Here is a 12,998-nt window from a genome sequence, read left to right as displayed (position 1 = left end):
TATTTGCGCTACAAAGGAAAATGTTGCTTCAAATTTCGCCTAAATAAATCGAAAAAATGGCCTTAGCGAGGTATTAAGGCTTGCTCCAGACGCCGCTCCAAAGGAATTGGTTCCTCTAGACAATACGCGGCAAACAAGCTGGCTGCCAGCAAACTCCAGCTCAAACCACGAGAGCCGTACGCAGCAGCCATAAACAAACCGGGATAGCCCGGCACAAAACCCATTACGGGCAAATGATCACTCAAGGCACAGCGCCAACCCGCCCAACCTTGCTCAGGCGTTCTCACCTCAGCCACGGGATCAGCCAACATGGCCGAGACTTTCTGTACATTTTCCTGGTGTCCCTGAGCGCTAAGCCGGGCCATCGCCCCAAAACGCTCGTAGGTACTGCCTATTATCTGCCCTTGAGCATCAACAGGCAGGATATAGCCTTGACCGCTCAAGGTCACGCTTCCTGTCGTCAGAGCCTGGTCTGCCTCCAGATAGCTGACCTGCCCTGCCAGGCGCTGCATAACAGCCAGCCGCGGCAAAGGGCAGGCTTTTAGCACCTCATCCGGCAACACATTCAAGCTTTGATCGGCAGCAGCAATCACTAGTCGGTTGCTACGCTCCAGAACATCGCCGCTTTGTGTGCAGACATCCCACAACCCCGGCTCTTGCGTAGTGCGCAGTGCTACTTTTTCGGCTCGGACCTGAATCAGGGGATGTTCCAGCAGACAGGCCACGAGCGCACCCGGGTCCACCACCATGCCTTGCGGGAAAAACAGGCCGCCACCTTGCAAGCTGGCCTCTGCCAATGCCGAACCCTGTTCACGATCCAGCCAATGCACCCAGTCATTATCCAAAGACAGACGTTCTAAAGCCTGCTGAATATCCGCATCCTTATTTCCAGCCTGCCCGAACACCAACGTTCCTACCTGACGGGGTCTTGCCGCCTCTGGCAAGTCTTTCCAGCCGCGCCAAGCATGCAAGACGGCATTGCGGCTCAAGCGTGCCAGGGGCGCATCATCCAAGGCAAAAACGGGGGAGATGGCGGCCAGGCGATGGCCTTGATGCGAAGCATCCAGGCCCTTGCTCAGCACAGGATCACAAACCAGCACGGGAACACCTTTACGAGCCAGCTCCCAGGCACAGGCTGCACCCGCCAACCCCGCCCCGATGACAACCACGCGTCCTTGTTGTTCCGGCAAGAAGCTACGACGCCCTAGGTGCGGTCGAAGACGGGCACGAATCGTGCACCACTTGCCGCCTGCCCCCGGTACTTTTTCCACTTCAAAACCCACGGCGGCCAAATCACGTCGCACCTGCCCCGCACAACACCAGGATGCGGCAGTCGCACCGGGGGCCGCCAAACGCACCAATTGCCCCAAGACGGATCGGGACCACATGGAAGGATTACCACGAGGTGCGAAACCATCCAGATAAAAAGCGTCGGCATGACATTGCAACTCTCGCATCATGGACTCAGCCTGCCCAAAAGCCAGAGTCAGCGTGACGCGCCCTTCGTCCAGTTCCAGCTTGTGTATGCCGGGCACCAGCATGGGCCAAGCGGCCAACAATTCCTGGGCTTGGGTCTGAAGTTCATCAGGTAGGCGAGCGTACAAAACAGCCAAATCCGCAGGCCGAAAAGGATGTGCTTCTACGGAAACGAAGTGCAGATAGTCGCTGCGCTGCGGGTCCTCTCGCCAAGCCTGCCAGCTTGCCAAAAAACTGGCGCCTAAACCAAAACCCGTCTCACAAATCGTGAATTGGCGACGCCCCCGCCAGCGCTCTGGCAAACCGTTTCCTTGAAGGAATACTCGGCGGGCCTGACCCAGGGGGCCGTCAGCAGGATGGTAGCTATCCTGATAGACAGCGCTGACTGGCACCCCGTGATCATTGAATTCCAGAACAGCAGGCACCAGGGGTTCATACGCAGCAGCAGCCATTAATTTCCCTGCTCAAGACAACAATCACACACGCTCAAACCCCTTAAACTGGCCTTAATCAAACTGACACCAACAAACACGTACAATAAAAAGTCACTGTCCCAGATTTTTCTTTTTAAAAAAACCGGATTGCCATGCCATTGTCACGTTTACCGCTCAGCAACTGCCTTGACGCTGCCGTTACCGCAGCCCATGCCGCAGCCGCCATTTTACAAGCCTATGCGTCTGACCGTAGTTCTTTGGTGATCAGCAGCAAAATGCACAACGACTTGGTGTCGCAAGCCGATCACGAAGCCGAGCAAGCCTGCATCAGTATCCTGATGGAACGCACACCGGATATTGACATCGTGGCCGAAGAAAGTGGTGGAGTGAATACCGGCCGCCCCACCTGGTATATCGACCCGCTGGATGGCACCACCAACTTCCTGCATGGCATCCCCCACTACGCCGTCTCAGTGGCCCTGGTGGCCCCAGCAGGCACTCCTATGGATAACGGCGTGCTGGCTCAGGACACCCCCGTCATTGCAGTGGTATATGACCCTTGCCGCGAAGAGCTATTTACCGCCATGTATGGCGTCGGTGCCTGGCTCAATGGCAGTCGCATCCAAACTTCCTCCGCCAGAAAGCTGTCCGATTCGGTGCTGGCAACCGGCTTCCCCTTCCGCGACTTTTCGTTTTCGGATCAATACATGCCGGGGCTGAACGCCGCCATTACTGGCAGCCGTGGTGTGCGCCGCATGGGTGCCGCTGCGCTGGATCTGGCTTGGGTCGCTTGCGGCCGTTACGACGGGTATTGGGAAATGGGTCTGGCCCCTTGGGATGTGGCAGCAGGCACCTTGCTGGTACGTGAAGCCAAAGGCGTTTGCCAGGACCTGTATCAGGAAGAGCCTTGGCCGGTCAGTGGTCATGTCTATGCGGGTAACTTGAGCATTGCCATTCAATTGCTGGATATGGTCAGCCCCTCGTTGACGCAACGCCCCGGCAAGCCCAAGCCCTGAGTACCGGACTGCGAATACTCATCTTAGCCAGATAAAAAAAACAGCGAGCCCATTCAAACGGGTTCGCTGTTTTTTTGGCGGACCACTAAGCCGAACCCGCCTGCCCCTTACGCCTTTGTTGAAGGCTTGGACGTTTCATCACGCAAGACGCGTCGCAGGATCTTACCCACATTGCTCTTGGGCAGTTCATCCCGAAACTCGATAATGCGGGGCCGTTTGTAGGCCGTCAGGCGCTCTTTGCACCACTGCTTGATATCCGCTTCAGTCAGGGATGGATTACGTCGCACGACAAATAGCTTGATGCTCTCGCCACTATGCTCACTGGGCACGCCCACCGCAGCGACTTCCAAAACATCAGGGTGCTCGGCTACGACATCTTCAATCTCGTTGGGATACACGTTAAAGCCAGACACCAGAATCATGTCTTTCTTGCGGTCCACCAAGCGAATACGTCCCTGCTGATCCATGACGCCGATATCACCCGTTTTCAAAAACCCATTAGGCGTAAAAACATTGGCCGTTTCCTCGGGCTGATTCCAATAGGCAGACATCACCTGCGGTCCTTTAACCGCCAATTCGCCCTGTTCTCCAATAGCAACCGGCTGCCCTTGCTCATCAAGCAAGAGGACATCGGTAGAAGGCAAAGGGAAACCGATGGTGCCGCTGTACTCACGCGAATCGGTAGAATTTACCGCAACCACTGGCGAGGTTTCCGACAAGCCATAGCCCTCGATCAAAGGGCAGCCTGTAACCGCCAGCCAACGTTCAGCCACCGCTTTTTGCAAAGCAGCCCCACCAGCCAGGCACAGCTTGAGCTGATCAAAAGGCAGGCTGCGAAATTTTTCGTGATTGGCCAGCGCATTGAACAAGGTATTGACCGCAGGCACTACCTCTGGCGGATTACGTTTCCAGGCTTTATTCACTGAATCTAAGTCGCGTGGGTTCATGACCAGCACCATATGCATACCGGAGTACATGGCGAACAGGCCGCATACCGTCAGGGCAAAGATGTGATACAGCGGCAAGGCCACCATCATGGTGTAGGCCGGGCCTTTGAAGTCCCCCAAAGCCGGAAAGCCGACCGCTTCCACCTGCAGGACATTGGCCATCAGATTGCGCTGGCTGAGCATGGCCCCTTTGGGGCGGCCCGTTGTTCCGCCGGTGTATTGCAACAAGGCCAGATCATCCGGTTTGGCTTGCTGACGTTTAACTGTGGATTGGCTTCCTTGTTCCAGCACCGCGGTCAGTCGCTGTGCCCCAGGCAAAGAATACGAAGGCACCATGCGTTTTAAGTAACGCACTGCAAAATTCACCACGCTGCCTTTGAGCCCCATTAAATCCCCCACGGTGCTCAGCACCACATGGGCGGGCTTCACCTTGGCAGGGACCTGCTCCAGAACATGCGCAAAGGTTTCCAGAATCACAATGACTTGCGCCTGGCTATCCGCCAGCTGAAATTCCAGTTCGCGTTCTGTGTATTGAGGATTGGTATTGACCCCGACCATGCCTGCACGCATCGTTCCCAGCAGGCAGATCAGAAAAGGCAAACCGTTGGGCAGCATCAACATGACACGACTGCCCCGCTCCAGGCCCTGAGCCTGCAACCAGGCAGCAAAAGCATCGGCGTTGCGGTCCAGATCGGCATACGTGAGATCGTGGCCCATAAAGGTCAGGGCAGTCCTGTCCTTATGCTTTTTGATGGCAGTATCCAGACAATCAATTAAGGTCTGCTCGGCTCCTAGCTGAATGTCCTGAGGCACCGATGCGGGATAATGTTCGAGCCAAGGTTTTTGCTGAGTATCCAAGGGCTTGTCACCTAATACGTGTTTATTTATGGTTAACTCTACTCTACTTTATTGTTCAAACCCAAGGACAAGCCCGCATCATGAAGCTGTTTGAACCCATTTCCGCCTGGTCTCACGAGATTACGGCGATCCGGCGTGATCTTCACGCCTACCCCGAACTGGCTTTCGAGGAAACCCGGACAGCGGATCAAGTCGCGTCCTGGTTGGAAAAATGGGGAATTCCGATTCATCGCGGCTTGGGTGTGACCGGTGTGGTTGGCATTTTGAAAGGCACAGGGGGCGAAGGCCCTGCAGTAGGACTGCGTGCTGATATGGATGCCCTGCCCATGCAGGAGCTCAACGAGTTCGAACACAAAAGCCGCCACGAAGGCAAGATGCACGCCTGTGGGCACGATGGGCATACGGCCATGCTGCTGGGCGCTGCCCGTTATCTGGCCGAACACCGTGATTTCGCGGGCACTATCTATCTGATTTTCCAGCCTGCCGAAGAAGGCTTTGGCGGCGCTCGGGAAATGATCAAGGATGGCTTGTTCAAACTGTTTCCTATGCAAGCCGTCTTTGGCTTGCATAACTGGCCCGGCATGCCGGCAGGCACTTTCGGTGTACTGCCCGGTGCCATGATGGCCTCCAGCAATACCTTTGAAATTCGTATCGAAGGTAAAGGCGCTCACGGGGGCATGCCCCATCTGGGTGCGGACCCCATCATGACGGCGGTACAACTGGCTCAAAGCCTGCAAACCATCGTCAGCCGCAATGTAGACCCTCTGGAACCGGTGGTGCTGAGCATCACTCAGATCCATGCTGGTTCGGCCGACAACGTCATTCCCAATGAAGCCGTCATGCGCGGCACCGTGCGTACCTTCTCAACCCAGGCTTTGGACTTGGTCGAGACCCGCATGCGCGAACTGACAGAGCACAGCTGTACCGCCTTTGGCTGTACAGCGCAGTTTGACTTTGATCGTCGCTACCCGCCCACCATCAACCATCCTGAGCAAGCCGCATTTTGCGCTCAAGTCATTCAGGAACTGGTGGGGCCGGACAAGCTGCGCCAGGACATCCGCCCCTCCATGGGTGCCGAGGATTTCTCCTTCATGCTGCAAGAGGTGCCAGGTTGCTATGTCTGGCTGGGTAATGGCGACGGCGACCACCGCAGCCACGGTCATGGCATGGGCCCATGCATGTTGCACAACGGCAGCTACGACTTTAACGACAGCCTGATCCCCATCGGTGCCAGCTACTGGGCCAAGCTGGCCCTGGATTGGCTCGCGCAACACCGTTGACGCTTTAACAAATGTTTCACAGTAGCTTAGAGCCTTGCCGTTACAATGGCAGGTTCTATTCTTGACGGCGTGCGTCTCGTACGCCGGACTCTGGCTTTGATGGCCCTCTTGCCCCTCGGGAGTATTTGTGAGTACCTCTAGCAACTTTTCAGCACTTCCGGACGGCGCACCAACGCTGCGCGTCATGCCCATGCCCACCGACGCCAATATCCACGGCGACGTGTTTGGCGGCTGGATCATGGCCCAGGTGGACATTGCCGGTGCCATCCCGGCAACACGACGCGCCCAGGGTCGCGTCGCCACGATTTCGGTCAATGCGTTTACCTTCAAGCAGCCGGTATTCGTTGGCGACTTGCTCAGCTTCTACACAGAAATCGTCAAGACAGGCCGCACCTCCATTACTGTTTCTGTGGAAGTGTATGCAGAACGCAAACGCCTGCAACTGGAAACGGTCAAGGTAACTGAAGCCACGCTCACCTATGTGGCCACCGATGACGAGCGCCGCAGCCGCCCGCTGCCTCCTCTCTAAGAATTCGTGATAGGCAGGTCTATGCAGGAAAACCTGGTACCCCCTACTACTCCCAGCCCCACTCCCAAGCCGCGTCGCCTGGAACCCGAGGATGCGCAGCAGGCGCTCTATCGCCTGAAAAACATCCTCAAACGCCAGGAGGTTGTCGAAACGCTGGCCCAGCGCCAGTTCGAGGACGACGACCGCTCCAACCTGCTTGAAGGTCTGATTCATCGCCAGCATGAAAGCGAAATCAAGACGATTCTGAACGATCTGCATCCGGCCGACATTGCCTTCATCCTGGAGTCTTTGCCCGAGCTGGAACGCCAGGCTATCTGGCAATTAGTAGATGCCGAGCACGACGCAGACGTGCTGCTGGAAGTGGCAGACTGGGCACGGGAATCGCTGATCCGTTCCATGGACACCGCCGACCTGATCGCGGCCGCCGGCAATATGGATGCCGACGAGATTGCCGATCTGGTCCCCGACTTGCCGCCCGATGTGGTGGCTGCCGTCCAACGCGGTTTGACCGACGAGGAACGTGCCCAGCTGATTGAAGCCATGGGCTACCCCGAAGACACCGTGGGCGCCATCATGGACTTTGACATGGTGCGCGTGCGCGAGGACGTAAGCCTGGAAGTGGTCTTGCGCTACCTGCGTCGCCTACAAGAACTGCCGGACCACACTGACCAGATTTTTGTGGTCGACCGGGACGACAAACTGCAGGGCACCCTGTCTTTGACCCGCATGCTGGTCAGCGAACCTGAAACCCTAGTGTCTTCGGTCATGTCCACCGACTATCTGGCTCTGAATCCTCTGGACTCGGACTCGGACGCCGCTGGGGCTTTTGAGCGGTATGACTTGGTTTCTGCTCCCGTTGTGGATGATATTGGCCGCTTGATTGGTCGCGTCACCATTGACGAAGTGGTGGACGTGCTGCAGGAAGACTCGGAAGAACAAGCCCTGTCCCGTGCCGGTCTGCAAGAGGACGACATTTTCTCGCCCATACGCACGGCCATTCGTAACCGGGCTCCCTGGTTGCTGATCAACCTCTGTACGGCGGCAACAGCTTCCTTTATTGCCTCCCGCTTTGAAGACACAGTCAGCCATATCGTGATCCTGGCATTCCTGATGTCGATTGTCGCCGGTATTGGTGGCAACTCCGGCAACCAGACCATGACCATGATTATTCGCGCCATTGCCACTGGCCGTGTAACAGGTTCGAACGTCATCCCCTTGATCAAGCGGGAATTGCTGGTGACCTTTCTGGTCGGCGTCTGTGGCAGCGCGGTGACGGCTTTCTTTGCCTGGTTCATCTCCGGCTCGCTTGCCATTGCCGCCGTGATGATGGCCGCCATGATCGGCAATATGCTGATTGGAGCAGCACTTGGTGTACTGATTCCAATTTTGCGTGATCGCTTTGGCAATGACCCCGCTGTGGGTTCCTCGGTTCTGCTGACCTTTGCCACGGACTCGCTGGGTTTTCTCTTGTTCCTGGGTCTGGCAACTGTATTCTTACTGTAGACCGCAGGAAAATAGGCTCGATAATAAAAACCCGGCATCAAGCCGGGTTTTTATTATTCCACCATCAGGCTTGATGCTCAGCGCCTGGCTAGAAACATTTCCCCTCACCATTTGCTCCGCCTAGCGCGATGCAGAGAAACTCCACTTAAGCTAGGAACCCTCTCGTTTTAGGGGGACCGGGATTCGAATGCTTGGGCCTCTTGCAGAAAAATCTCCAGGCTCTCTACTGTGCTCACAGCCTGGGGACGCTGCAAAGACTCGGTCTGTGCGGTGTGCTCAAAGAAATTCAGCACGCCGTTTGTCACCCGTGGCTCGATTCCGGCCAGCTCCAGTTGACGGCGCACTTGCAGCACCTCATCACGACGGCGCACGCCATGAACCAAATGACTGCGCAGGCACGACTCCATAAAGTCCTGCAAGCCTCGCTCATTCAAATCTTCCAGTACTTCGTACAACTCGGCGCGCAGCCCCATGCGCTCTGCCAACATCAGATTTTCGATTCCTAAAGCCTCCAAGCCCTTGGTCATCAAGCTGCGCAGCAACTTCAAACGCATGGCATCGCCGGCCTGACCGGGCAGAATACGCACAGCAGCCCCCAGAGCCTCCCAAAACGCCGCAGCCCTGACAGCACCCTGCCCCGCTGCCAGCAAAGCCGTCTGAGCGCCCGTAGCGGGCACAGAGCCCATAATAGCCAGGTCGGCCAGCTCAACCACGTACTGGCGCGCCACCTTATCCATGCTCTCTATGTCTTGAGGCTCCGCCGTGCACAAATCCATGTACAGGCTAGTGGCTGACAAACAAGGCATGACGGCTTGCGCAACCGCTGCCGCCTGCGTTCCTGTCACCGCTGACACCACTCCATCCAGGCTCTGCCACTGCTCATCTGCATGCAGACACAATTGCGCACCTAATTGATTGGCCAGATCACGAGCGGCTGGGCTGTCTCGGCGTACCAATAAAAACGGAATTTGCACGCCTGCTTGTTTCATAGCTGTGCCATAGGCTCGGGCCACTTCACCTGCACCAATCAGGGCAAGGCGATGCAATAAAGGAGATGTCGTCATAAAAAAATACAGAGAAATGCCAAGAAAAAACCCCATGAGTCACACTCATGGGGTTTGGGCTTAGTAGCCTGCAGTCCGGACGGCCCCGATCAAGATCAGGCCAAACGTCCGTGACACTGCTTGTACTTCTTACCGCTGCCGCAAGGGCAAGGGTCGTTACGGCCAACGCGTGGCACGTCACCTGCTGCCGCTTCTTCCAGGCCAGGGTCTTCGCCGCTCAAGGCCGCGTCGTAATCCGAGTGATGGAAACGAATGTTGGAGTTAGCCGGTGGAACTTCCACGGCTGCTTCCTCGACCTGCTCCGGCGTCTGGATGCGTACTGTCATCAACACCTTGATGACTTCATCACGAACACGATCCAGCATGTCGGAGAACAGCTCAAAAGCTTCACGCTTGTACTCTTGCTTAGGATCTTTCTGGGCATAGCCACGCAGGTGAATACCTTGGCGCAGGTGATCCAGCGCTTGCAAGTGACCACGCCACTGCGTATCAATAGACTGCAACAGTACAGAGCGCTCGAAATTGCCCCAGTTGGGCTGACCAACTTGTTCAATCTTGGCTTGCAGTAAGCGCTCGGACTCCGCAATGACACGATCATGCAAATCGTCGTCAGTCAGATTGGATTCCTGCTCCAGCATTTGAGCCAGAGGCAAATCAATCTGGAAAGTGCTTTGCAAAGCGGTGGTCAGGCCAGGGATATCCCACTGCTCTTCCATCGTGTCTTGCGGCACGTATTCACGGAACAGACGGCTGACGGCTGCTTCGCGCAAGCTGCTGATGGTCTCGGTAATATCACCCGACTCCAGCACCTCATTACGCTGAGCGTAGATCACCTTGCGCTGATCATTGGCCACGTCATCGTATTGCAGCAGTTGCTTACGTATATCGAAGTTACGGGCCTCAACCTTACGCTGGGCCGACTCAATCGAGCGGGTCACCATGCGGGCTTCAATAGGCTCGCCTTCAGGCAAACGCAGACGCTCCATGATGGCGCGCACACGATCACCGGCAAAGATGCGCATCAGCGAATCTTCCAGCGACAGGTAAAAACGGGAAGAACCCGGGTCACCCTGACGACCTGCACGACCACGCAACTGGTTGTCGATACGGCGCGACTCGTGGCGCTCAGTACCAATAATGCGCAAACCACCGGCCTGCTTGACCTGCTGATTCAGCGGCTCCCACTCGGCACGGATAGCCTGAGTTTTGGCTTCTTTCTGCTCTGCGCTCAAGGATTCGTCTTCACGAATCTGGGCAATCTGGCGCTCAATGCTGCCACCCAGCACGATGTCAGTACCACGGCCGGCCATATTGGTCGCGATGGTGACGTGGCCAGGTTTACCCGCTTCAGCCACGATATCGGCTTCACGAGCGTGTTGCTTAGCGTTCAGTACTTCGTGCTGGACACCGGCAGCGCTCAAGCGCGTGGAAATCAGCTCGGAGTTTTCAATACTGGTGGTACCCACCAGAACAGGCTGGCCACGTTCGTGACAATCCTGAATGTCTTTCAGAATAGCGTTGAACTTTTCGTCATCCGTTTTGAAAACCTGGTCGTTTTGATCCTTACGGGCCAAAGGACGGTTCGGCGGGATGATGACCGTTTCAAGGCTGTAGATTTCCTGGAACTCGTAGGCTTCGGTATCAGCCGTCCCGGTCATGCCGGACAGCTTGTCGTACATACGGAAGTAGTTCTGGAAAGTAATCGAGGCCAGGGTCTGGTTCTCGTTCTGAATACGAACGCCTTCTTTGGCTTCCACGGCCTGGTGCAGGCCATCAGACCAACGACGACCTGCCATCAGGCGGCCGGTAAATTCGTCCACAATCACCACTTCGCCGTCCTGAACCACGTACTGCTGATCGCGGAAGAACAGGTTATGGGCGCGCAAGGCGACCATCAAGTGGTGCATCAGGGAAATATGACGTGGTTCGTACAGCGATTCGCCTTCAGGCAGCAGACCGATTTCAGTCAACAACTGTTCGGCGCGCTCGTGACCGGCTTCGGAAATATGAACTTGCTGGCCTTTTTCGTCCACCCAGAAGTCGCCTTCTGGCTCGGGCTCCTGAGGACGGGGCTCTTGCGTCATGCGGGTCAGCATAGGCGGCACCACGTTCATGCGCACGTAGAGCTCGGTATTGTCTTCTGCCTGACCGGAGATGATCAGCGGGGTACGGGCTTCGTCAATCAGAATGGAGTCAACTTCGTCGACAATCGCATAGGACAAGCTGCGCTGGCGGCGGTCCTCAGCGCGATATTCCATATTGTCGCGCAGGTAGTCGAAACCAAATTCGTTATTGGTGCCGTAAGTGATATCGGCCTGGTAGGCGGCGATCTTCTCGGCATTGTCTTGCTGGGGAACGACTACACCGACGCTCAGACCCAGGAAGTTATACAGGCGCCCCATCCAGGCCGCGTCACGGCGGGCCAGGTAATCGTTCACCGTCACCACGTGCACACCCTTGCCGGACAGTGCATTCAAGTAAACGGCCAAGGTGGCGGTCAGGGTTTTACCCTCACCCGTACGCATTTCGGAAATCTTGCCGTTGTGCAAAGCAATGGCGCCCAGCATCTGCACATCAAAGTGACGCATGCCAAACACACGGATACCCGCCTCGCGCACAATGGCAAAAGCCTCGGGCAAGAGCGAGTTGAGCGACGCGCCATCTTGAACACGTTGGCGCAGCTCCAGCGTTTTGGCCGCCAGGGCCTCGTCGCTCAAGCCCTGAATAGAAGGCTCAAGAGCATTAATCTGTGCGACCTGCTTACGGTACTGTTTGAGCAGTCGGTCGTTACGACTGCCAATAAGCTTTTTCAGCAATGAAACCATTCTTGTGTCGTCAATGTAGGCGAGGCCGCAAGGGCTTGAATCTATGCCTCGAGCCTATCTCTGGTTAAAAGGGATGCGCAAGCAAACAATCAGTTTAACGCACATGCTGCTGGACGGAACTACTTGTCCGAATCCAATTGCGCGATCTGCTGTTCTACATACTCACGCGCTGGCAGAAAAAGCTTGGGATCCAGTGCATGCCCGGCCATGCGCACCTCGAAATGCAGATGCGAGCCCGTAGACTGCCCGGTAGAACCCACGCGGGCGATCAACTGCCCTTTTTCCACTACGTCGCCTAATTTAACAACGATAGACGAGGCATGGGCGTATCGTGTGCTCATGCCATTGCCGTGGTTGATCTCCACCAGCTTGCCGTAACCCGTCATGTAACGAGCTTCCGACACAACGCCACCCGAGGCTGCGTAGATAGGGGTGCCTTTGGGAGCGGGGAAATCCAGGCCCTCATGCAAAGCATGGCGGCCTGTGATCGGGTGACGGCGCCAGCCGAAAGAGGATGCCACTTCGTCATAATCCACGGGGCGGTAATTAGGCAGGCGTGCTTCATTACCGGTGCGCTCAGTCAGTACGGAATCCAGCATCTGGAACCAGTCTTGCTGGTCGGACATCTGCTTGGCCAGACTGTCCAGCTGCTCGCCCAGACGATCCGCGTTCCAGACCAGATCTGCACCATCCATGCTGTCCATCACCTCCAGATCCTGTGCGGGCATGGAGTCAGCCAGTTCCGGATCGGTATAAGCAATACCGGCCGCTTTGGCGACCCGCTTGCTGACACCATCCATTTCAATCAATTTAGCCTGCAAACCGCCAACTTTTTCAGCCAGACGGGTCACGTTGTCCTGCATGGCAGCGGCCTGGCCCTGGGCCACGTCCACATCCAACGACACACTGCCACGTTCACCCCAGTGCGACTGCACCAAGGCTCCCGCAGCAGCGGAAACGCCCAGCGATACTAAAGCCACCAGGGTGATCACCGTACGGCGCAACCCTTTGGCTTTACTATCTAAGGACGTATAGTCTTTATGTTGATCCACTTTCGTATAACCTC

Annotated in this window: 9 protein-coding genes; 4 read left to right on the top strand and 5 right to left on the bottom strand. The window is 56.3% G+C overall.

What is annotated here, in order from left to right; all coding sequences use genetic code 11:
- Positions 1 to 62 precede the first annotated feature (62 nt).
- Positions 63 to 1,928, bottom strand: a complete 1,866-nt coding sequence (gene mnmC / locus AC1RSM_RS11290) for a bifunctional tRNA (5-methylaminomethyl-2-thiouridine)(34)-methyltransferase MnmC2/FAD-dependent 5-carboxymethylaminomethyl-2-thiouridine(34) oxidoreductase MnmC1 (RefSeq protein WP_492932528.1) — start codon at positions 1,926 to 1,928, stop codon at positions 63 to 65.
- A 134-nt stretch (positions 1,929 to 2,062) separates the two neighbouring features.
- Here mnmC and AC1RSM_RS11285 point away from each other — a divergent pair, with 134 nt between their 5' ends.
- Positions 2,063 to 2,926 (top strand): inositol monophosphatase family protein, encoded by an 864-nt coding sequence (locus AC1RSM_RS11285; protein WP_492932526.1) that lies wholly within the window; start codon positions 2,063 to 2,065, stop codon positions 2,924 to 2,926.
- Between the two features lie 107 nt (positions 2,927 to 3,033).
- Here AC1RSM_RS11285 and AC1RSM_RS11280 read toward each other — a convergent pair whose 3' ends face one another.
- A complete protein-coding gene (locus AC1RSM_RS11280; protein WP_492932524.1) occupies positions 3,034 to 4,731 on the bottom strand; it encodes an AMP-binding protein in 1,698 nt (565 codons plus the stop codon).
- Between the two features lie 80 nt (positions 4,732 to 4,811).
- Between AC1RSM_RS11280 and AC1RSM_RS11275 the strand changes: the two genes are divergently transcribed.
- The 3 genes from AC1RSM_RS11275 to mgtE all read left to right on the top strand — a co-directional run bounded on the left by AC1RSM_RS11275 (position 4,812) and on the right by mgtE (position 8,043).
- Positions 4,812 to 6,011, top strand: a complete 1,200-nt coding sequence (locus tag AC1RSM_RS11275; RefSeq protein ID WP_492932522.1) for a M20 aminoacylase family protein — start codon at positions 4,812 to 4,814, stop codon at positions 6,009 to 6,011.
- Positions 6,012 to 6,195: 184 nt separating this feature from the next.
- Positions 6,196 to 6,540 (top strand): acyl-CoA thioesterase, encoded by a 345-nt coding sequence (locus tag AC1RSM_RS11270; RefSeq protein WP_492932972.1) that lies wholly within the window; start codon positions 6,196 to 6,198, stop codon positions 6,538 to 6,540.
- A gap of 21 nt (positions 6,541 to 6,561) precedes the next feature.
- A complete protein-coding gene (mgtE, locus tag AC1RSM_RS11265) occupies positions 6,562 to 8,043 on the top strand; it encodes a magnesium transporter (RefSeq protein ID WP_492932520.1) in 1,482 nt (493 codons plus the stop codon).
- A 167-nt stretch (positions 8,044 to 8,210) separates the two neighbouring features.
- Here mgtE and AC1RSM_RS11260 read toward each other — a convergent pair whose 3' ends face one another.
- The 3 genes from AC1RSM_RS11260 to AC1RSM_RS11250 all read right to left on the bottom strand — a co-directional run bounded on the left by AC1RSM_RS11260 (position 8,211) and on the right by AC1RSM_RS11250 (position 12,984).
- Complete coding sequence (locus tag AC1RSM_RS11260; protein ID WP_492932519.1) at positions 8,211 to 9,107, bottom strand: DUF1932 domain-containing protein; 897 nt, start codon at positions 9,105 to 9,107, stop codon at positions 8,211 to 8,213.
- A gap of 95 nt (positions 9,108 to 9,202) precedes the next feature.
- On the bottom strand, positions 9,203 to 11,932 hold the full coding sequence (secA, locus tag AC1RSM_RS11255) for a preprotein translocase subunit SecA (protein WP_492932517.1): 2,730 nt from the start codon (positions 11,930 to 11,932) through the stop codon (positions 9,203 to 9,205).
- A gap of 119 nt (positions 11,933 to 12,051) precedes the next feature.
- On the bottom strand, positions 12,052 to 12,984 hold the full coding sequence (locus AC1RSM_RS11250; protein ID WP_492932515.1) for a M23 family metallopeptidase: 933 nt from the start codon (positions 12,982 to 12,984) through the stop codon (positions 12,052 to 12,054).
- Positions 12,985 to 12,998 lie beyond the last annotated feature (14 nt).

This window comes from Alcaligenes sp. GW821-FHT11D07 (assembly GCF_058808495.1).
This window is presented reverse-complemented; position numbering and strand designations above follow the sequence as displayed.